Genomic DNA, 19278 nt, shown 5'->3' on the forward strand with positions numbered 1-19278 from the left:
AGCGATGCGCGCGATTTTGGCGACTCTGACTCTTCTCCTGGCGATGCCAGTGCACGCGGAGTCAGACGTCACAATCGAGAACAGGACCTGCTGCGAAGACCAGCGCAAAAGCGCAGCCCTTTCACCCGAGGCTGCAGTACTCGCTTCGATCCCCGAGCAAGCTGTTCGCATGAGCGGCGTCCTATGGCTTAGACTCGACGACAACCGAACGGCGCGGATCGTCGATTGCATTGCATACGCCTGCCCTGTTGACAGTGTCCGCCGACACGAGCTGGTGGCTTGGTGGCCGAAGCATCGTCAATACGTGATCGATGTCGGCCTCTACGAAGGAAGGACGGCCTTCCTGATCTCGGAGCGCGATGGCCATCTCACGCCGGTATTCGCGCCGCCTCTTCTGTCACCGTCCGGTCGCCACGCAGTTGCAGCTGACCTGTCGCCAGCCTACGGCAATGGCTTGCAGATCATAGATATGGAGACGAATCCCCCGACGATTCTCGAGGTGAAGACCATGCCAGCCTGTCCGGGAGCCGGCCAGCAATACGCTCTGCGCCCCAATCCCGTCTGGCTGGACGACACGCGGATCGGATTCGAAGGGGAGCCGTTTTTTACCAACGACGATCCGACGGCAAAGCAAGTCCTGCGCATCATCGATGGCAAGCCGGAATGGGAATGCTGAATACAAGGAGAATGATCCGATGAAAATCTGGGGCCGCGCCAATTCGATCAACGTGATGAAGGTGCTGTGGTGCGCCGACGAGTGCGGGCTGAAATACGAGCGCGAAGACGTCGGCGGGGCGTTCGGGGGCAACGACCAGAAATGGTACCTCGACATGAATCCCAACGGCGTCGTGCCGACCATCGACGAGGGCGGGCGCATCGTCTGGGAGAGCAATTCGGCGGTGCGCTATCTCGCGGCCAAGTATGCTGCGGGGAGCCTGTGGCCCACGGAGCCGGGCCTGCGCAGCGAGGCCGACCGATGGATGGACTGGCAGCTCAGCACCATCGCCGAGCCGATGCGCCTCGCCTTCTGGGGCCTGATCCGCACGCCGCCGGAGAAGCGCGACATGGCGGCGATCGGCAAGGCCGCCACGGAGGCCGGCAAGCTGTTCGGCCGGCTCGACGGCTGGCTCGCGGGCCGGCGCTACGTCACAGGCGACCAGTTCACGATGGGCGACATTCCGGTCGGCTGCTTCGTCTACCGCTGGTATGCACTTGAAATCGAACGACCGGAGCTGAAGAACCTGCGGGCATGGTACGAGCGGCTGACGACGCGCCCGGCCTATGCCAGGCACGTCATGATAAAGCTGACCTGAGCAGCACGCTTCCCGCATCGTTCCAACTGGGAAACGTCCGTGTCGCCTGCGCCTGCGCGATCCTATCCCGCGCCGCCGTCAGCGCCTCGCCGTCGGAGATCCAGGCGGCCATGGCCCGCGTCAAGCCTTCGGCACTCGAGGGATCGAAGTAGGTCGCGAGATCGAGGCCGGCCTCGCGCGTCGCACCGGCATCCGAGGCGATGCAGGGCACCCCGAGCGCAAGGCTCTCCTGCACCGCCAGCCCCCAGCCTTCACCGTGACTCGGCATGACCGTGAAGAGAGCGTTCCTGTAAAGGACCCCGAGATCGCTGTCGGAAAGATTTTCGAGCCAGACCAGGGTGCCGTTGCGGGATCCAGATGCCAGCCGGGCCCGCACATCGGCTGCTTTCCAGCCGTAGCCACCGACGATCACGAGACGCGGCATGACGTCGCCAAATCGTGCGCGAAGTTCATCAGTTGCATCGAGCAGCGCCGGAACATTCTTGCGGGGCTCGATCGTGCCGACCGACAGAATGAACGGCTTGTCGATCAGCCCGTGACGCCCAAGGACCAGCCGGTCGGAGAGACGATTCTGGCCCACGTCGCGCAAGGCCTCGAAGCTGTCCCAGCCCATCGGCAGGACAGTGATCGGCTTTTCGGGGACCGATCGGTCGGCGAGATAGCGCTGCACCTGTTGCCTGACGAACTGCGAGCTGGTCAGCCAGCAATCCACGCTCGGGGCGATCCCCTGAAGCTGCCCGGCAAAGATCTGCACCGAATCGGCGGGAGTCCATTCTGGCCGCTCGATGAGATAGAGGTCATGGATCATCTGGACGATCCGCACACCCGTTCGCTTCTTCAAGCCAGCGACCGTCGCGACATACTTCTTCTGCCACCATAGGTCGCCGGGATTGAACAACGTGTCCTGCGCGCCAGGCGGCGCAACGATATCGAGCACGGGCGACGAGCGCCCCGCGGCTCCTTCCGTCAAGGCCTCGATGAGACCTTCCATCCGGGTCAGGCCGGCCGCCAGATACGGCAAGTGGAAATATCGACCTTCGGACACGATTTCCTGCAGCGACGCCAATCTCAATCCCTGTGCCAGGATGCGTCGCAGGCGCGCAATTGCCGACGAGCGCCTGCTGGCGAGGTCGGCAATCAGTTCGGGTTCGATCCTGTAGAATCGATCGCTGCCGAGTATGCGCACCACGAACTCGACCGCGGACGATTGGCGGATGACATCGGAAGAGGCCACCTTCTCGATGACCCTCTGCACGCCGCCGGGGTGCCGGAAGTAGGCATACCAATGGACCAGCCCCGTCAGGTCGTAGAGCACCCTTGCACTCACGGGTCGCGTCCGTTCCCATCGAGGATCGCCTGCTTCAGCAACACCTCTCCCGCATCGTCCCAGGTCGGGAAATGCTCCGAGTCCAGGGCCTCGGCAATTCTCATCCGCTCTCGCCGGAGGGCGGCGCCATCGGTGATCCAATGGGCCATCGCAGACTTCAAGCTCGCCGGATTCAATGGATCGAAGTGAACGGCGAGGCCCCGACCGGACTCACGCAGCGCTCCGCCGGTCGAGGCGATACAGGGCACGCCATGGGCGATGCTCTCCTGCACCGGCAGTCCCCATCCCTCGGAGTAGCTAGGTGATACGGTGAAGAGCGCGGCGCGATAGACGGCAGACAGATCGGCGTCGCGAACCCTGGTCAGCCACCTGGTTTGCGGGCTGCGCCACAGGCGCGCCGCAAGACTCTTCGCGCTCCAGCCGTAACCGCCCACGACAACCAACTCTGGAACGCGCCCACCGAGGTCCCGGCGCAGGTCCTCCATGACATCGAGGAGCGTTGCCAGATTCTTGCGCGGCTCAACGGTTCCGACGAACAGGATGAATGGCTGACCGACGATGCCGTAGCGCCGGAGCACCGCCGCGGCGCCGGGGCGATCCTCTCCGCTTGAAGCCGCGAAACTGTCCCAGCCCATGGGAAGGACCTCGACAGGTCTCGGAGGCAGCAGGTGGCTTTCCATGTAAGCCTCCAGCTGTTCCTTCACGAAGGTCGAATTGGCCAGCCAGCGATCGACGCCAGGTGCAACCCCGCCAAAGGTGGACGTAAAAGTGCGCGCGAAGGCTGGTGAGAACCAGTCAGGCCGTTCGATAAAGAAAAGATCGTGGATCAACTGCACGACCTTCACCCCCGTGCGGGCTTTCAGCCGAAGCACGAACGGGGCGTAGTGGTTCTGCCACCACAAATCCCCTGAGTTGAAAAACATGTCCTGCGGCCCGGGCTCCCGCACGACTTCCAGCGACGGCAAGGCGGTCGGCAATCGCCTGCTGAACCAAGCCTCGACCAACGGCGCCAGATGGGCCATGCCGAGCAGGAAGTAGGGAACATGGATAATGGTCATGTCCGACAGCGGGCCCCTTGGCCGTGCCTGTCGCATGGTCATCGTGAAGAGGGCGCGCAGGCGCGCTATCGCCGCCCGGCGCCGCCGCGGATCCTGGAGATCACGCAATGTGCCACCATCGACCCTGTATAATTCGTCGCCGCCGAGCGCCCGCGCCACGAACTCCACCTGCCTGTTCTGCTGAACAGCCGTCGAGGAAAGCAGCTTTTCAGCCACCCTTTGTGTGCCAGAGGGATTCGAGAAGAAGGCGTACCAGTGAAGCAGCCCGGTGACGTCGAACAGCAATCTACGGGTCACGTCCCGACTTTCGACCATCGGTCAATGCGCTGTCGGCCAACATAATTGCGTGGTCCAGCACTCGCAAGGTCACTATCATTTCAAGGCATTTGCCCAACATGAAAACATTCCGCCATATCATCATCACTGGCGCTTCGAGTGGCATCGGGGAAGCCCTGGCCATCGACTATGCTGCGCCCGGCATCGTTCTTGGCCTGACGGGCCGTGACGCCAAGCGGCTGTCTGCGGTTGCAGACACCTGCCGGACCAGGGGAGCGACAGTGCTTGCCGAGACTGTCGACACCACCGACCGGTCCGCAATGGCACTCTGGTTGAAGGCATTCGACGATGCCCATCCCGTCGACCTGCTGGTTGCCAATGCCGGGATATCGCTCGACCAGAACAACCTGGGCATCGAACCCTTCGACTCGGCTCACAGGACCATCGCGGTCAACGTCACGGGCGTACTGAACACGGTCGAGCCGCTGATTGATCGCCTCATGGCGCGGCGCCAGGGACAGGTTGGCGTGATTTCGTCCCTCGCGGCTTTCTTCGGCCGCCCACGCTCCGCTTCGTATAACGCGAGCAAGGCGGCCATACGCGTCTGGGGGGAGAGTCTTCGATTCCCACTCGCAAAAGCCAATGTCGGGTTGAGCGTCGTCTGCCCGGGCTATGTGGCGAGCCGCATGAGCGACGCGATCGCCGATCCCAGACCCAAATCGATGAGTGCCGCGCGAGCCTCGCAGATCATCCGCCACGGTCTCGCCCGCAACAGACCGCGCATCGCCTTCCCCTTTGGCGTCGCCCTCGGCGTCTGGTTCACGGCGCTGCTTCCGGTCTGGCTGAGTGCGCGGATCTTGAAGGAGTAGGGCGGCATGGCGTCCGCTCCGGAGAACGGGCAGAAGACGCGTACGATCGTGTTTTGCCATATCGACAGCCTGTGTTGCCTCCCGGCATTGAACGCGATGTTCGCGGAACTCGGGAACGACATCGGTCTCGTCCTGTCCTCGCGGCGGTTCGGCTCCAGTCACGGCACCTTCTGGGAGCAGACGACCGCCGGCTTCCGGCGCTTCGGCATCCCGCTCAATCTCTGGCTAGGCTTCGACCTGATATCGGTGCCGATCGTCGCCTATTTCGCGCGCTGGATTTCGCGGGTCACTCGCCGAACTCCGGCACTGGCGACATTGCCCGAGCTGGCGCGGCGTCATAATGCGCGGTTCGTCGAAACATCCTACGTCAATTCCGCCGAAACGCTTGCCGCCGTACAGGCGTGCGCTCCCGACTTCATCGTCGTCATGAACTTCGACCAGATCCTGCAGCCACCGCTGATCGGCCTGCCGAAGGTGGCTGCGTTGAATGTTCATCCGTCCCTGCTTCCCAAACTGCGCGGCCCCTGTCCCGTACTTTGGGCACAGGCGAGGCGGGAGCACATTTCAGGGGCCACGGTTCACGCGATTGAGGATCGCACGATCGACGCCGGCCGCATCATTGCCCAGGTCGAAGTGCCGATCGATGGCGCAACCTCGGTCGGGGAACTGACGACGCAATTCTTCCTGGCCGGTGCGCGCGCCCTGCCGGCCGCAGTGGCGCGTCTCGCGACCGACAGGACCGCAGGACAACCGCAGCGGCTCTCGGATGGCCAGTATCTGGGGTATCCGACGGCGCTCCAGATGGAGGACTTCCGACGCGCAGGCCTTCGCCTCTGCCGGCTACGTCACGCCGCCCACCTGGTGTTGGCAGCTCTCGGCGTGACCCGCTGGAAGCCGTAGCTGGATGTAACTAGCGGCGCTTCGGGAGCTTGGAACTCTCGGCGACGATGGCACGATCGACCACCGTGAACAGGTACGCATCCGGCGACAGGGTGCAGCCGCCGCGCACCAGATGGGCGAGCTGGGCGCCCTGCTCGCCATCGGGGATCATGACGCCGCGCACCCGCGCCGAATGCTCCGCGAGGAACACGGCCAGCGCCTTGCGGGCTTCCGGGTTCATCGCATGCGCCTCGCGGCAGGTGATGTAGGCCGCCTGGTCGAAATTGAGCGGCGGCATCTGGGCTTGGGCGGAGGCCGAGACGCCGACGAGAGCCGCGAGCGAGAGGAGGAATCTGGAGGTCATACGCATCTCCCCTTACTTGCTGTTGCCGATGGCGGTGCCACCGAGATAGCCGACCGCGCCGCCGATCAGGCCGGCGCCGACCACCGCGCCGAAGCTGCCGCCAGTCGCGAGGCCAATGCCGGTGCCGGCCGCGGCGCCGACGATCGCGCCCGTCTGGCCATCCGACAGGTTGCTGGTGTTGCAACCGCCCAGGAAGCCCGCCGCGACGACCAGCGTCAGGATCTTCGTCTTCATCACACCTCTCCCCTTCGCCAACGCCACCGTCACGGAGGCGTCATGTCCGCCTTCACCCAACCCTTATCAGGATTGAAGATGTTGATCATGCCTGCTTTTTGCGCCGTCTCGGGCCCCAGGTCCTGCTGGTAGACCTCGCCCTTGTAGTCGACGATGAAGGTCATCACGCCGGTCACGCCATAGCGCACCGGCCAGGCAATGGCGCCGAAACCACCCATCATGCGGCCATTCACGATGTAATCGCGCGCGCCGCCGGGCGCCGCCGCGCCCTGTCCGTAGAGCAGGCGGAAATAGTAGCCGTAATGGCCGTCGGGAGAGTTGCCGTCGGCCTGGGCGCGGGCAACCGCCGGCCCCAGCGGGCTCTGCGGCTCCCCGGCCTTGGTCTCCCAGTAGAGACCATCCTTGCGGCCGGGCGAACTGAGAAGGCGCCGTGCATAAACCGGCGAACCGGTCTTCATCGGATCCATGGCCGCGTAGTCGCGCTGGGCATCGACGATCGCCAGCATCGTCTGCACGACGGCGGCTTCGTCATGGCCGATCTGGCGCAGGCGCATCTCGCGCCAGCCGGCGACCGGATCGAAGCGCCACTCCGCGCCGTCCTTCACGATCGGGATCGGCAAGGTCCAGCCGGCCTTGCCGGCCATGACGGTCGCCTTGTCACCGGAGACCTTCACCTCATGGCTTTCGTCCCACGCGGCGAGATAGGCCTTCCGACGCTCCTCACGCTGCGCGGACGTCGTCGGGACGAACTCGCCCCATTGCGGCCCCAGCAGAGCCCCCAATGTCTTCTGGTCGCCCTTGCGAACCGCGTCGGTGAAGGCGGTCGCGGCCGCCTCGGCTGTCGGGAACCCCTGGAGCTTGGCCGCCTGCTGGGCGAATGCACCACCGGCCAGGCCCCCTGCAAGACCGACGAAAACCGCGAGGCCCAGGAGACCGCGCCGGAACATCGTGCCGCTCATCGCCGTCCTCCTCCCCCGAACCTTTCGCCGCCGCCGCCGAAGCGCTCGCCGCCGCCACCCCAGCTGCGGTTGCCCCAGGACTGGCTGCCACGGTCGAAGTCGCGGGTGGCGCCGCTGCCGCCGCGGTTGATGTCACCGAAAGCGCCCCGATCGCCGGCCGTCCGATTCTCGAAGCTGCGATTCTCCGCCGGCCGGTTCTCGCCGGCCCGATTCTCTCCGGGGCGCTGCGTGTAGTTGCCACGCCCGTCGAGCTGGCCGCGGAACTGCTCACGCTGCGCCGCCGAATCGGGACGATGCTGGCCGAACTCCTGCCGCTCGGCGGGCGTCCGGTAGGGCACGCCGTCGCGATGCGCCGGGTCGTGGCTCCACTGGCCGTTGCGATAGCGGTCGGCATTGAAGTTGTTGGTGATGTTCGTCGCCCGGTTGACGTTCACGGTCGTGTAGCTGTTGCCCCAGCCACCGCCGCCGTAACCCCAGTGCCAGCCGCCGAACATGGCCGCACCCGCGGCGACGCCCAGGCCGAACATCATGCCGGTCATCAGCGCCGCACCGTAGTTCGGCGGCGGCGGATAATAGGGCGGCGGATACGCCGGATAGGGCCAGGCCCCATACGCCCAGGCCGGATTGTAATAGGGAACGTAGAGCAGCTCGGGATTGGCCGGCTCGATGACGATCGCGCTGGCGCCGCCGCTCGACTGGGTCGTTACCGTCTGCTGCGGGGTCGACTTCAGGTTGCCGGCGGCCTGCGCCTTGGCGCGCAGCCGCTGGACCGCCGTCGCGACGTCCTTCTGCTGGCCGATCATCGCGTCGCCGAGTTTCTGCGTCCAATCGAGCTGGTTGCTCATCATCTGCAGCGTCTGCGGAAATGCGACGAGCGACTTCACACTGACGTCCCAGCTCTTGTCCTTCACCGCCGCAACGGCGGCGTCGCCCTTGAGATTGGGATTGGCCTGCGACCAGCGCGCTGCTTCCACGACCTCGAGCGGGTAGGTCGCGGCCATCAGGACCTGCGACAGCAGCGCGTCGGGATAGAGGGCGATGGGCGCCAGCATCTGGTCGAGCTGCTCGGTCGTGAACGGCTTGTTCGAGTCCTGCGCGCGCAGCCCGTGGAAGGGGGCGAGAGCGAGCGCGGCCGTCGACAATGCAAGAAGTTTGCGTCGTTCCATGTCCTGCTCGTTCCCTCACAATGTCGGTAAAGAAGCCTGCGGCACACTACTTGCGAAGACCGCTTCCCGTCCAGCGCAGCACCTCGTCACAGGAGGCGCCCGCCCACGTGGCGCCCGTTACATGAGGCGATAAACCTGCTCCGGCTCGTCCCGGCCCTTCACCTGCCGCAGTTCCGGCTTGGGCAATTCGCCCAGCGCTTCGGGATGCTTCATCGCCGCGATCGTGTCGCCACTCACCAGGATGATCACGTCCTCGTCAGGGCCCATGAACTCCTTGCCCATCTGCTCGAAGCGCTGCGCCACGTTCACCGTGTCGCCGACCACGGTGTAGTTGACCCGCCCTGGCGCGCCGATGTTGCCCACGATCACCGGGCCCGAATGGATGCCGACACGCAGGCGGACGGCCTTCTTGCCGGCGGCGATGCGCTGCAGATTGTCCTCGTGCACGACGCGCCCCATCTCGAGCGCGGCATGGACGGCGTGGTCGGCATGGTCCTCCATGGAAGACAGGCCGCCCCACACCGCCATCACGCAGTCGCCGATGTACTTGTCGATCACGCCCTGGTCGTTCTCGATGCAGCTGCCCAGCAGGGCAAAATGATGGTTGAGCATGTCGGCCGTTTCCTGCTCCGGCAGCTCCTCGGCCTGCGGCGTGAAGCCCACGATGTCGGTGAACATCACGGTAACGACCCGGCGGCGCGACGCCACCGCATCCTCCCCCAGTTCCATCAGACCGAAGACCAGGCGGCGCGGCACATAGGCACCGAACCATTTCAGCGCCCCGCGTGCCTTGTCGAGGCTGTGGCCGGCGTCGTCGATCTCCCGCAGCCGTGACTTGCGATGGAACGGCTCGTCGAACTTGAGCTGCTCGATCAGCTCGGCCGCAGAGGTCAGGGTGCGGATGGACCGCGCCATGCTGAGCCCCATGACCAGCGCAAGCAGCGCGGCGACAGCCAGCGTGATGCCACCGACAATCGCCCCGTTGGTCAGCCGGTCGAGATCGCCGGTCGCGTCCTCGATCGGGAAATACTGCCCAACCAGCCAAGGCTCGGGCCCGAACCGCCTGAGCTCGCGATAGACGAACACCCAGCGCCGCCCGCCCTCCTCGACGACATGGCCCAAGGCCCCCAGTGCGCGGTCGATCTGCGGCGAACGAACCGGCGGATCCCAGATCTTGGCGAGGACCGGATCGTCCACCTCCTTGATCGTGGGCAAGGGGCGTTGCTCGGAGAGGCCGAGCCCGCGCGGATCGATCAGGCGACGCGACGCAAGCACGTGGTCGCGGCCGACCAGGATGAAATAGCGATCATCGCCGCCGGATTTCGGGTCACCGATGAGATAGGAGAGATCGCCGACGGCCACCGTGGCGATCAGTCCGCCGATGAAGGCATTGTCGATGCGCCTCACCGGTGTGCGCACGTTGACCACCGGCTGTTTGATCGTCTCGCTCCAGAACAGGGCCCCCCAGAAGGTGTGCTGCGCCGTCTGCAGCTGGCGGAAGCGCTCCATGCCCTGCGGCTGGTCGACCAGCGAGAGGGTTTCGCGCTCGATCGTGCCGTCGGGCTCACGCACGGCGCGATGGAGCTTGAGATCGAGCGTGGCGAAGCCGACCGCCGAGACGGCAGGCACCCGCTGCATCATCACGGCCAGCAGCTCGCGTACCGCGACCGGCGATTCGATGTCGACGCGGCCGCCGGCGGCGAGGGCCGCGATCAGCTCGAGCTGCTCGCTCACGGGATCGAGGCGGCTGCGGACCAGCGCCACCTGGGCATCGACCACGCGGGCGGCCCGGTCGACCAGCAGCCGTTCGGCGGTGCCGGTCGCACCGGCCAGCACGACGATGTAGGCGACGCCGGAGATCAGCGAGAGCGAGACGAAGGCCAGCGCCAGCGCAGCGACCAGCGGCATCCGCCAGGGGCGGCGCGAGGGGGCTTTCGCAGGGGCTGTTTCGACAATCTGGCTCACGCGGCGGACATCATAGGATGTCCGCCGCGCGGAAGCGATGTCCCGTCAGGTCATGCGGCGGCGCGGATGGCCGACTTGTTGACCTTGTCGTCGACATGGCTCTCGAACTGCTGGAAGTTCTTCTCGAAGCGCTGGGCGACATCGCGCGCGGCGCTGTCATAGGCCTTCTTGTCCTTCCAGGTGTTCTTCGGGTTCAGCACCTCGGCCGGGACGTCCGGGCAGGCGTTCGGCACCTGCATGCCGAAGTGCGGGTCGGCCGAGGACGGGACCGAAGCCAGCGTGCCGTCGAGCGCGGCGCGCACCATCGCGCGCGTGTGACGGATCGACATGCGTTCGCCCACGCCAAACCCGCCGCCCGACCAGCCGGTGTTGACGAGCCAGCACTTGACGTTCTGGCGGGCCATCTTCTCGCCCAGCATCTTGGCATAGACGGTCGGATGGCGCGGCATGAACGGCGCGCCGAAGCAGGTCGAAAAGGTCGCCTGCGGCTCGGTCACGCCCTTCTCGGTGCCGGCGACGCGCGCCGTGTAGCCCGAAAGGAAGTGGTACATCGCCTGCTCCGGCGACAGCCGCGAGATCGGCGGCAGCACGCCGAACGCGTCGGCCGTCAGCATCACGATGTTCTCGGGCGTGCCCGCAATGCCGGTATCAGAAGCATTCGGGATGAAGTCGAGCGGATAGCAGGCGCGGGTGTTCTCGGTATGGGCGCCATCGTCGAGGTCAAGGCGGCTGGTCGCCGGATCGATCACGACGTTTTCGAGCACCGTGCCAAAGCGGCCGGTCGTGGCATAGATCTCCGGTTCGGCCTCGCGGCTGAGCTTGATCACCTTGGCGTAGCAACCGCCCTCGAAGTTGAACAGGCTGTCCTCGGCCCAACCATGCTCGTCATCGCCGATCAGCGTACGCGTCGGATCGGCCGACAGCGTCGTCTTCCCGGTGCCCGACAGGCCGAAGAAGACCGCGACGTCGCCGTTCGGACCGAGGTTGGCGGAGGCGTGCATCGGCAGGACGTTCTTGTCCGGCAGCAGGTAGTTCAGGATCGTGAACACCGACTTCTTGATTTCACCGGCATACCAGGTGCCGCAGATCGCCACGACGCGTTCGGTGAAGTTCACCAGGATGGCGCAGTCCGACGCCGTGCCGTCGAGCTTCGGGTCGGCCTGGAAGCCCGGCAGGTTCAGGATGGTGAACTCGGGCTTGAACCCCTCCAGTTCCTCGGGCTTGGGCCGAAGGAACATGTTGCGGGCGAAGAGATTGTGCCACGCCGTCTCGTTGACCACGCGTACGCCGATGCGATGCGCAGGGTCGGCGCCGGCCCAGCAGTCGCGCACGAAAAGATCGCGACGCTGCGCGTAGGCGATCATGCGGTTGTAGAGCGCGCGATAGCGGTCGGGCGTGATCGGCTTGTTGGTCTTGCCCCAGTCGATGCGACCCTTGCTCTCGGAGTCCTCGACGATGAACTTGTCGTTGGGCGAGCGACCGGTGTGGATGCCGGTCCGCACCACCAGCGCGCCGCCGTCAGCCACCACGCCCTCGTGCCGGCGAATCGCTTCCTGGTAGAGCGCGGGAACCTGGAGGTTCCAGTAGACATTGCTCAGGTTCTTGAGTCCGAGCGCTTCCAGTCCAAATTTGGGTACGATGAAGCCCGCCTGATGCACAGCGTTTCTCCTGCTTTCCGGCCGATCCGAATGGCTGAGGTGTTTGACTACTATGCGCTACTGGCAGGGCCGCGGGGAGGCAAGTCCCTTGCGACAAGTTAGTGGTGACAGGCGTGTGAATCGGCCTTCGCACTCGCGAGAAGAATGCTGCGACGCGAAACCTTCCACCCGCCACGGTGGAATCACGGTATCGAGCGGGCCCTGGCCACCAGGTGCACCAGGACCTTGCGCGCCTCGCCGGCCGCCTGCAACGGCGCATCGAACGCAAGGCGCGCCACCTCCCCGCCTCGCCGCAGATCGATTCCCTCGGGATCGATCCCCGTCATTTTCCAGCCGTCGCCGGCCAGGCCGATCAACTTTGCGGCATAGAGCTGAATGGCATCTGCGTGATCGGCATTCATATGATCGATGATGCCTGCCTCGGCCTCGGCAAGGCCCTCGGCCCGCGGCGGAGCGAGTTCGGCCTCATCGATCCAGCGGATCTTGCCGAAGCCGCCCACCAGATGGGCCCGCTCCAGCGCGATGCGATAGAAACCGAAATCCTTGAACCCCGCGTACAGCGCGGCGTCCGGATGGCGTGCCAGGAAGCGTGCCTTGAGGCGTTCGTCGCCGGTCCGCTCCGCCCGGCCCAGCACGGTCGCCCGCGGGCCCGTCAGCGGCTGGTCCAGTCCGCCGGTCCCGTCGAACAGCAGGGCGACGCGGTCGTCCGCCTTGATCGCCTTTGTATGTTCGGCCATATCGCTCAGCAGAAGGATCGGCGACAGGTCGTGATCGACCGCCACCAGGACCAGGGAGGCATAGGGCCAGCCGGCCGGTTCGCCCGGCAGGAGGGTGGCCAGGGCGGCCCGGTCGAGGGCGCGCAAGAGGCCGCGCACGGTGCGGGACATGTCGTCTTGGGTCATTTTCGGATCAAAAAAGCCGCAATTGTTCGGTGAATATCGTGGACCGGAAGGCGGCGGCGGCGGTCTGGTCTATGATAGCATGATAGAGAAGCCGTTGTCCGCTGCAGGAGAAGCCAAGCCGTGCGCAAGAACATCGCCCTCGTCGACGACGACCGCAACATCCTCACGTCGGTGTCGATGCTGCTCGAAGCCGAAGGGTTTCAGATCAAGACCTACAATGACGGTGCATCGGCTCTGGAAGGCCTCAACCAGTCGCCTCCCGATCTCGGCATCTTCGACATCAAGATGCCGCGCATGGACGGCATGGAACTGCTGAACCGCATTCGCAAGACGCAGCAGTTCCCGGTGATCTTCCTCACGTCCAAGGACGAGGAGATCGACGAGGTGCTGGGCCTGCGCATGGGCGCCGACGATTTCATCCGCAAGCCGTTCTCGCAACGCCTGCTGCTGGAGCGCATCCGCGCCGTGCTACGTCGGGCCGATGTGGGGGGCGCCAAGGGCGAATCCGCCGCCGAGCGCATCGTGCGTGGTGAGCTGGTCCTCGACCCGAGCCGTCATCAATGCACCTGGAAGGGCAAGGAAGTGCACCTCACGGTCACGGAGTTCCTGCTCCTGAAGTCGCTCGCCGAGCGACCCGGCCACGTGAAGAACCGCGACCAGCTCATGGACGCGGCCTACGGCGAGACGATCTACGTCGACGACCGCACCATCGACAGCCACATCAAGCGCGTCCGCCGAAAGTTCCGCGAGGTCGATGGCGAGTTCGAGCAGATCGAAACGCTGTATGGCATCGGATACCGATATCGCGACTCCTGACCCCGGCGCACGGCCGCTCGGGCACCAGACCACAGGCTCCCGGATCGCCACGGCGCTCGGCCGGTTGTTTCCGCGCATGTTGCGCAGGGCACCAGCCGCGACCGGCGGTGCTGCACCGGCTGGCGCGGCCGAGTCGCCGTCGCTGCTGCGCCGGCGACGCAGCACCGGCCGCGGCTACTCGCCGCTCACGCGGCGCATCCTCCTGCTCAACCTCATCCCGGTCGCGCTGCTGACGCTCGGTGCGGTCTATCTCAGCGACTACGAGGAGGAGCTGATCGACACCGAACTCGCCTCGCTGCTGGTGCAGGGCGAGATGGTGGCGGCCGGCATCGGCGAGGTCGCGGTGGTCGGTGGCGAGACCACGGTGAATCGCATGGACACCGAGGCCGCACGCCAGCTTCTGACGCGGCTGGTCCGCCCGACCGGCGTGAGGGCACGCCTGTTCAGCGAGACCGGCGAGCTGCTGGGCGATTCGGCAATGCTGAACGAGGCGGGACGCATCCATGTCGTGCCGCTGCCGCCGCCCGAGGTGCCGGCCGAGTCCGAAACCCAGGCCAGTATCGGCGAGCGCGTCAGCGACTGGCTGGCCCGCCAGCTTTCCCGCGTCCACCACTATCCCGAATATGTCGAAAAGCCCGTGCCGACCCTGCGCGACTTCCCCGAGGCGGCCAGCGCGCTGCGCGGCTTCAACGCGTCGGCCGTGCGCAGCGCCGGGCAGGGACGGCTGATGCTGAGCGCCGCGGTGCCGGTGCAGCGCTACAAGCAGGTGCTGGGCGCCCTCCTCCTGACGCGCGACAACCGCGCCATTGCCGCCTCGTTGCGCGAAGTCCGCTACGACATGCTGACGATCGCCGCGGCGGCACTCGGCATCACCGTGCTGCTGTCGCTCTATCTCGCCGGCACGATCACGCAGCCGATCGTGCGCCTCGCCCGCGCCGCAGACGAAGTGCGCCTGGCGCGCGAGAGCCGGCCGGAGATTCCCGACCTCGGCAAGCGCGGCGACGAGATCGGCGACCTGAACGATGCGCTGCGCTCGATGACCGAGGCGCTGTGGCTGCGCATCAACACCATCGAGAGCTTCGCCGCCGACGTCGCGCACGAACTCAAGAACCCGCTGACCTCGCTGCGCTCGGCCATCGAGATGGCGGGCCATCCCAATCTCGACGCGGAGCGCCGCGCCAAGCTGATGGGCATCGTCATGGACGACATCAATCGGCTCAACCGGCTGATCTCGGACATCTCCGACGCCTCGCGGCTCGACGCCGAACTGATGCGCGGCGAGGTGAGGCCGGTCGATCTCGACAAGCTGCTGCGGGACATGGTCCACCATTACGCGGTGACCGCGAACCAGAAGTCCGGCGTCGAGGTCGAGTTCCGCGTCGCCGCCAATCCCCCCTTCATCGCGCACGGCCATGACGGCCGCTACGGGCAGGTGTTCCGCAACGTCATCGACAATGCCCTGTCCTTTGCGCCCAAGGGCTCGCGCATTCTCGTCGAACTGAGCCGCGAGCCACGCAACGGCCCCTTCGTCGTCACCATCGACGACGAGGGCCAGGGCATCCCCGAGGACAATCTCGAATCGATCTTCCAGCGCTTCTACTCCGAGCGCCCGACCGAGCATTTCGGCCAGCATTCCGGCCTCGGCCTGTCGATCTGCCGGCAGATCGTCGAAACCTACGGCGGCACGATCGCGGCCACCAACCGGCGCGGTCCCGACGGCAAGGTGCTGGGCGCCCGCTTCACCGTACGGCTGCCCGCGGCCAGCGGTCGCAAGTGACGTACTGAGTGGCGATCAAGGTCACGACCTATGTCCACGCGACCTGCATCGCCCTGCAGGGTCCCGGCAAGGTCTGGCGCGGCGTCCTGCTGCGGGGTCCGTCGGGCGCCGGCAAGTCCGATCTCGCGCTTCGCCTCGTCGAGGCCGGCGCCCGCCTGGTGGCCGACGACCAGACCGCGCTGATCCAGCACGGCAAGGGCCTCGTCGGCACGCCGCCGGGCACGATTGCCGGCCTACTGGAGGTCCGCGGAGTCGGCATCGTGAAGCTCGGCCGCACCCGACTGCTCGCGCGGGCGACGATCGCCCTCCTGGTCGATCTCGTGCCGCCCGACCGCATCGAACGCCTGCCCGACCCGGCCCATGAAAATCTGCTGGGCATCGACCTGCCGGTCGTGGCCCTCGCGCCCTTCGAGGCGTCCGCCCCTGCGAAGTTGCGCCTTGCCCTCGCGCAGATCGCAGCGGCATGATTTGCGGCGCACAGCCCATGCCGGACACGTCGACTTCCCCCGCCCCCGACACGAAACGCGACATGCGCCGGCCGTTCGTCGTGGTCACCGGCCTGTCCGGCGCTGGCCGCGCGACCGCGCTGAACGTGCTGGACGACCTGGGCTATGTCGCCGTCGACAACGTGCCGCTGCCGCTGCTCGACGATCTCATGCGCTCGACCGGCGGCGACGCGGGCGAGAAAGCCAGACCGCTCGCCCTCGGCATCGATACCCGTACCTTCGGCTTCGACGCCCGGGAACTCGTGGCCCGTATCGGCGAACTGCGGAAGCATCCAGCCCTTGCCGTCCGGCTGCTGTTCCTCGACGCCGACACCGAGACCTTGCAGCGGCGCTACACCGAGACCCGCCGGCCGCATCCGATGGCGCCCGACCGCCCGGTGGTCGACAGCATCATCGAGGAACGGCGGCAGATCGGCTGGATGCGCGAATCAGCCGACGTCTCCCTCGACACGTCGTCGCTTTCGCCGCACCGCCTGAAGCAGATCCTGGCCGGCCATTTCAGCCTCGGCCTCAGTGTCGGCACGCGCATTTCCGTGATGTCGTTCTCGTTCCGCCGCGGCCTGCCGCGCGAGTCCGACCTGGTGTTCGACGCCCGGTTCCTCAAGAATCCGCATTACGATCCGGCGCTGAAACCCCTCACCGGCCGCGATCCGGCGGTAGCGGCGTTCATCGCAACCGACCCCGACTACCATCCATTTGTCGACAGGCTGAAAGGGCTGATCGGGCCGCTGCTGCCGCGTTTCGACGCCGAGGGCAAGAGCTATCTGACCATCGCCATCGGCTGCACCGGCGGCAAGCACCGGTCCGTGGCGCTGGCCGAGGAGCTTGCAGACTGGTTGCGGAGTGCGGGCCGGTCCGTCACTCTCTCGCACCGGGACGTCGGGGCGGCCGGGGAGGCCGGGGGCGCAGGGTAGAGCACAGAATGATTGGTATCGTACTCGTGACTCACGGCAATCTGGCGCAGGAATTCAAAGCCGCGCTGGAACATGTCGTCGGTCCACAGCAATGCATGTCGACCGTCTGCATCGGCGCCGACGACGACATGGAAAAACGACGCGGGGAAATACTGGAGAGGGTCCGCGCCTGCGAGACGGGCGAGGGTGTCATCGTGCTGACGGACATGTTCGGCGGCACGCCCTCCAATCTCGCGATCTCCATCATGGAGCAGGCGCGGGTCGAAGTGCTGGCCGGCGTCAACCTGCCGATGCTGGTGAAGCTCGCCAGCGTCCGCACGCGGCCCATCGCCGAAGCCGTGCGCATGGCGCAGGAAGCCGGCCGCAAATACATCACCGTCGCCTCCCGAATCCTGGCCAAGGAAGCTTCGTGACCGACATCGCAGAAAATTCGAGTGCGGAGGCCGGCATCGGCGCCCTGAAGCGGAGCCTGGCGATCGGCAACAAGCGCGGCCTGCACGCCCGTGCCGCCGCCAAGTTCGTCCGCACCGCCGGCCAGTTCGATGCCGTCGTGCGCGTCTCCTACAAGGGCCAGGAAGTCTCGGGGCTGTCGATCATGGGCCTCATGATGCTGGCCGCCGGCATCGGCAGCTCGATCGAGCTCATCTGCTCGGGCCGGCAGGCTGCAGACGCGATGGCAGCCATTTCAACGCTCGTCGAGGGCAAGTTCGGCGAAGATTGAAGGCCCTGCGCGCCCGGCATAAAGCCTCGCGCATATCGACATAAATTCTTGCTTATATGTTGATCCGGCGCGTTGAGGCGGTCCCGCACCGCTGTTATGACACGCCCGCTTTTCACAATTCGTCGCCTGCCGACGCCGGCATAGAAGGAGCGCCAAATGGCCGACTACATCGTCAAGGATATCGGGCTCGCCGACTGGGGTCGCAAGGAACTCGACATGGCCGAGACCGAGATGCCGGGCCTGATGTCGATCCGCAAGGAATACGGCCCGAAGAAGCCGCTCAAGGGCGCGCGCATTGCCGGTTCGCTGCACATGACCATCCAGACGGGCGTACTGATCGAGACACTGAAGGCGCTGGGCGCCGATGTGCGCTGGGCCTCGTGCAACATCTACTCGACGCAGGACCATGCCGCTGCGGCGATCGCCAAGGCTGGCACGCCGGTCTTCGCCATCAAGGGCGAGAGCCTCGAGGAATACTGGGACTACACCCACAAGATCTTCGAATGGCATGACGGCGGCGAGCCGAACATGATCCTCGACGATGGCGGCGACGCCACCCTGCTGGTCCATCTCGGCGCCCGCGCGGAGAAGGATCCCTCCCTCGTTTCCAAGCCGACCAACGAGGAGGAGGAAGTCCTCTACAAGGCGATCCTCAAGACCAACAAGGAAAAGCCCGGCTGGTACGCCAAGCTCGGCGCCTCGATCCGCGGCGTCACCGAGGAGACGACGACGGGCGTGCATCGCCTCTACAACATGGCGAAGGAAGGCAAGCTCCTGTGGCCGGCCATCAACGTCAACGACTCGGTGACCAAGTCGAAGTTCGACAACCTCTACGGCTGCCGTGAGTCGCTGGTCGACGGCATCCGTCGCGGCACCGACGTCATGATGTCGGGCAAGGTCGCGATGGTCGCGGGCTTCGGCGACGTGGGCAAGGGCTCGGCCGCCTCGCTGCGCCAGGCCGGCTGCCGCGTGATGGTCTCCGAGATCGATCCGATCTGCGCCCTGCAGGCCGCGATGGAGGGCTACGAGGTCGTCACCATGGAAGAAGCGGCGCCCAAGGCCGACATCTTCGTGACCGCGACCGGCAACGTCGACGTGCTGACGCTCGACCACATGAAGGCGATGAAGCACCGCGCCATCATCTGCAACATCGGCCACTTCGACAGCGAGATCCAGATCGCCTCGCTGCGTAACTTCAAGTGGCACAACGTGAAGCCGCAGGTCGACGAGGTCGAGTTCCCGGACGGCAAGCGCATCATCGTACTGTCGGAAGGCCGCCTGGTGAACCTGGGCAACGCCACCGGTCATCCGAGCTTCGTGATGTCGGCCTCCTTCTCGAACCAGACGCTGGCCCAGGTCGAGCTGTGGACCAACCCCGGCAAGTACGAGAAGCAGGTCTACACGCTGCCGAAGTTCCTCGACGAGAAGGTCGCGGCGCTCCACCTGGAGAAGGTCGGCGCCAAGCTGACGAAGCTCCGTCCCGACCAGGCCAAGTATATCGGCGTGCCCGAGGCCGGCCCGTTCAAGGGCGACCTCTACCGCTACTAATCGCCCACAGGCGTGCATGCTAGAAG

General features: G+C 65.9%; 20 protein-coding genes. 11 read left to right on the forward strand and 9 right to left on the reverse strand.

Annotated features, from left to right (window positions below; all coding sequences use genetic code 11):
• Positions 1–4 precede the first annotated feature (4 nt).
• Together Q0Q48_RS00905 and Q0Q48_RS00910 are read left to right on the forward strand one after the other, a co-directional pair.
• Positions 5–676 (forward strand): hypothetical protein, encoded by a 672-nt coding sequence (locus Q0Q48_RS00905; protein ID WP_295132441.1) that lies wholly within the window; start codon positions 5–7, stop codon positions 674–676.
• Between the two features lie 19 nt (positions 677–695).
• Entirely contained in the window at positions 696–1313 is a 618-nt protein-coding gene (locus tag Q0Q48_RS00910) for a glutathione S-transferase (RefSeq protein ID WP_295132444.1), read from the forward strand.
• Here Q0Q48_RS00910 and Q0Q48_RS00915 read toward each other — a convergent pair.
• Both Q0Q48_RS00915 and Q0Q48_RS00920 read right to left on the reverse strand, forming a co-directional pair.
• The gene (locus tag Q0Q48_RS00915; protein ID WP_295132447.1) at positions 1294–2640 is read right to left on the reverse strand and encodes a glycosyltransferase family 1 protein; all 1347 of its coding nucleotides are present in this window, start codon (positions 2638–2640) and stop codon (positions 1294–1296) included. The two genes, Q0Q48_RS00910 and Q0Q48_RS00915, sit on opposite strands and share 20 nt — an antisense overlap.
• Complete coding sequence (locus Q0Q48_RS00920) at positions 2637–3995, reverse strand: glycosyltransferase family 1 protein (protein WP_295132450.1); 1359 nt, start codon at positions 3993–3995, stop codon at positions 2637–2639. The genes Q0Q48_RS00915 and Q0Q48_RS00920 overlap by 4 nt, the downstream gene beginning before the upstream one ends.
• 98 nt (positions 3996–4093) lie before the next feature.
• Between Q0Q48_RS00920 and Q0Q48_RS00925 the strand changes: the two genes are divergently transcribed.
• Positions 4094–4843: an SDR family NAD(P)-dependent oxidoreductase gene (locus Q0Q48_RS00925; RefSeq protein ID WP_295132453.1), complete on the forward strand. Its 750-nt coding sequence runs from the start codon at positions 4094–4096 to the stop codon at positions 4841–4843.
• Between the two features lie 6 nt (positions 4844–4849).
• Complete coding sequence (locus Q0Q48_RS00930) at positions 4850–5743, forward strand: formyltransferase family protein (RefSeq protein ID WP_295132456.1); 894 nt, start codon at positions 4850–4852, stop codon at positions 5741–5743.
• A gap of 10 nt (positions 5744–5753) precedes the next feature.
• Here the strand turns inward: Q0Q48_RS00930 and Q0Q48_RS00935 are convergent, their stop codons facing one another.
• The 7 genes from Q0Q48_RS00935 to Q0Q48_RS00965 all read right to left on the reverse strand — a co-directional run bounded on the left by Q0Q48_RS00935 (position 5754) and on the right by Q0Q48_RS00965 (position 12970).
• The gene (locus Q0Q48_RS00935; RefSeq protein WP_295132458.1) at positions 5754–6086 is read right to left on the reverse strand and encodes an HdeA/HdeB family chaperone; all 333 of its coding nucleotides are present in this window, start codon (positions 6084–6086) and stop codon (positions 5754–5756) included.
• A gap of 12 nt (positions 6087–6098) precedes the next feature.
• On the reverse strand, positions 6099–6320 hold the full coding sequence (locus Q0Q48_RS00940) for a bacteriocin (protein WP_295132463.1): 222 nt from the start codon (positions 6318–6320) through the stop codon (positions 6099–6101).
• Between the two features lie 29 nt (positions 6321–6349).
• Entirely contained in the window at positions 6350–7279 is a 930-nt protein-coding gene (locus tag Q0Q48_RS00945) for a DUF2950 family protein (RefSeq protein WP_295132465.1), read from the reverse strand.
• The gene (locus tag Q0Q48_RS00950; RefSeq protein ID WP_295132468.1) at positions 7276–8445 is read right to left on the reverse strand and encodes a DUF3300 domain-containing protein; all 1170 of its coding nucleotides are present in this window, start codon (positions 8443–8445) and stop codon (positions 7276–7278) included. The genes Q0Q48_RS00945 and Q0Q48_RS00950 overlap by 4 nt, the downstream gene beginning before the upstream one ends.
• A gap of 117 nt (positions 8446–8562) precedes the next feature.
• Positions 8563–10410, reverse strand: coding sequence for an adenylate/guanylate cyclase domain-containing protein (locus tag Q0Q48_RS00955; RefSeq protein WP_295132471.1), 1848 nt, complete (start codon positions 10408–10410; stop codon positions 8563–8565).
• Positions 10411–10460: 50 nt separating this feature from the next.
• Complete coding sequence (locus Q0Q48_RS00960) at positions 10461–12068, reverse strand: phosphoenolpyruvate carboxykinase (protein WP_295132474.1); 1608 nt, start codon at positions 12066–12068, stop codon at positions 10461–10463.
• Between the two features lie 182 nt (positions 12069–12250).
• Positions 12251–12970, reverse strand: coding sequence for a DUF2470 domain-containing protein (locus tag Q0Q48_RS00965; protein WP_366915263.1), 720 nt, complete (start codon positions 12968–12970; stop codon positions 12251–12253).
• A gap of 120 nt (positions 12971–13090) precedes the next feature.
• On the opposite strand from Q0Q48_RS00965, the gene Q0Q48_RS00970 reads away from it, so the two are divergent.
• From Q0Q48_RS00970 to ahcY, 7 genes are all read left to right on the forward strand, one after another.
• Positions 13091–13786 carry a response regulator transcription factor gene (locus tag Q0Q48_RS00970; protein ID WP_295132478.1) on the forward strand — a complete coding sequence of 232 codons (696 nt, stop codon included), beginning with the start codon at positions 13091–13093 and terminating at the stop codon, positions 13784–13786.
• Positions 13755–15563 (forward strand): stimulus-sensing domain-containing protein, encoded by a 1809-nt coding sequence (locus Q0Q48_RS00975; protein WP_295132480.1) that lies wholly within the window; start codon positions 13755–13757, stop codon positions 15561–15563. Before Q0Q48_RS00970 ends, Q0Q48_RS00975 begins: the two co-directional genes overlap by 32 nt.
• Positions 15564–15571: 8 nt before the next feature.
• Positions 15572–16030 (forward strand): HPr kinase/phosphorylase, encoded by a 459-nt coding sequence (locus Q0Q48_RS00980; protein ID WP_295132483.1) that lies wholly within the window; start codon positions 15572–15574, stop codon positions 16028–16030.
• 62 nt (positions 16031–16092) lie between these two features.
• Positions 16093–16983, forward strand: a complete 891-nt coding sequence (gene rapZ / locus Q0Q48_RS00985) for an RNase adapter RapZ (protein ID WP_295132490.1) — start codon at positions 16093–16095, stop codon at positions 16981–16983.
• Positions 16984–16991: 8 nt separating this feature from the next.
• Entirely contained in the window at positions 16992–17396 is a 405-nt protein-coding gene (locus Q0Q48_RS00990) for a PTS sugar transporter subunit IIA (RefSeq protein ID WP_295132495.1), read from the forward strand.
• Positions 17393–17704 carry an HPr family phosphocarrier protein gene (locus Q0Q48_RS00995; protein ID WP_295132497.1) on the forward strand — a complete coding sequence of 104 codons (312 nt, stop codon included), beginning with the start codon at positions 17393–17395 and terminating at the stop codon, positions 17702–17704. Before Q0Q48_RS00990 ends, Q0Q48_RS00995 begins: the two co-directional genes overlap by 4 nt.
• Before the next feature lie 156 nt (positions 17705–17860).
• On the forward strand, positions 17861–19252 hold the full coding sequence (ahcY, locus tag Q0Q48_RS01000) for an adenosylhomocysteinase (RefSeq protein ID WP_295132500.1): 1392 nt from the start codon (positions 17861–17863) through the stop codon (positions 19250–19252).
• The last annotated feature ends 26 nt before the right edge of the window (positions 19253–19278 follow it).

The organism is uncultured Reyranella sp., from assembly GCF_945957355.1.
Taxonomy (GTDB): Bacteria; Pseudomonadota; Alphaproteobacteria; order Reyranellales; family Reyranellaceae; genus Reyranella.

Excerpts from the sequence above, each read along its gene's own strand:
- Q0Q48_RS00905 (WP_295132441.1), top strand. The coding sequence starts at position 5 with ATGCGCGCGATTTTGGCGACTCTGACTCTTCTCCTGGCGATGCCAGTG.
- Q0Q48_RS00910 (WP_295132444.1), top strand. The coding sequence starts at position 696 with ATGAAAATCTGGGGCCGCGCCAATTCGATCAACGTGATGAAGGTGCTG.
- Q0Q48_RS00925 (WP_295132453.1), top strand. The coding sequence starts at position 4,094 with ATGAAAACATTCCGCCATATCATCATCACTGGCGCTTCGAGTGGCATC.
- Q0Q48_RS00930 (WP_295132456.1), top strand. The coding sequence starts at position 4,850 with ATGGCGTCCGCTCCGGAGAACGGGCAGAAGACGCGTACGATCGTGTTT.
- Q0Q48_RS00935 (WP_295132458.1), bottom strand. The coding sequence starts at position 6,086 with ATGACCTCCAGATTCCTCCTCTCGCTCGCGGCTCTCGTCGGCGTCTCG.
- Q0Q48_RS00940 (WP_295132463.1), bottom strand. The coding sequence starts at position 6,320 with ATGAAGACGAAGATCCTGACGCTGGTCGTCGCGGCGGGCTTCCTGGGC.
- Q0Q48_RS00945 (WP_295132465.1), bottom strand. The coding sequence starts at position 7,279 with ATGAGCGGCACGATGTTCCGGCGCGGTCTCCTGGGCCTCGCGGTTTTC.
- Q0Q48_RS00950 (WP_295132468.1), bottom strand. The coding sequence starts at position 8,445 with ATGGAACGACGCAAACTTCTTGCATTGTCGACGGCCGCGCTCGCTCTC.
- Q0Q48_RS00965 (WP_366915263.1), bottom strand. The coding sequence starts at position 12,970 with ATGACCCAAGACGACATGTCCCGCACCGTGCGCGGCCTCTTGCGCGCC.
- Q0Q48_RS00975 (WP_295132480.1), top strand. The coding sequence starts at position 13,755 with ATGGCATCGGATACCGATATCGCGACTCCTGACCCCGGCGCACGGCCG.
- rapZ (WP_295132490.1), top strand. The coding sequence starts at position 16,093 with ATGCGCCGGCCGTTCGTCGTGGTCACCGGCCTGTCCGGCGCTGGCCGC.
- Q0Q48_RS00990 (WP_295132495.1), top strand. The coding sequence starts at position 16,992 with ATGATTGGTATCGTACTCGTGACTCACGGCAATCTGGCGCAGGAATTC.
- ahcY (WP_295132500.1), top strand. The coding sequence starts at position 17,861 with ATGGCCGACTACATCGTCAAGGATATCGGGCTCGCCGACTGGGGTCGC.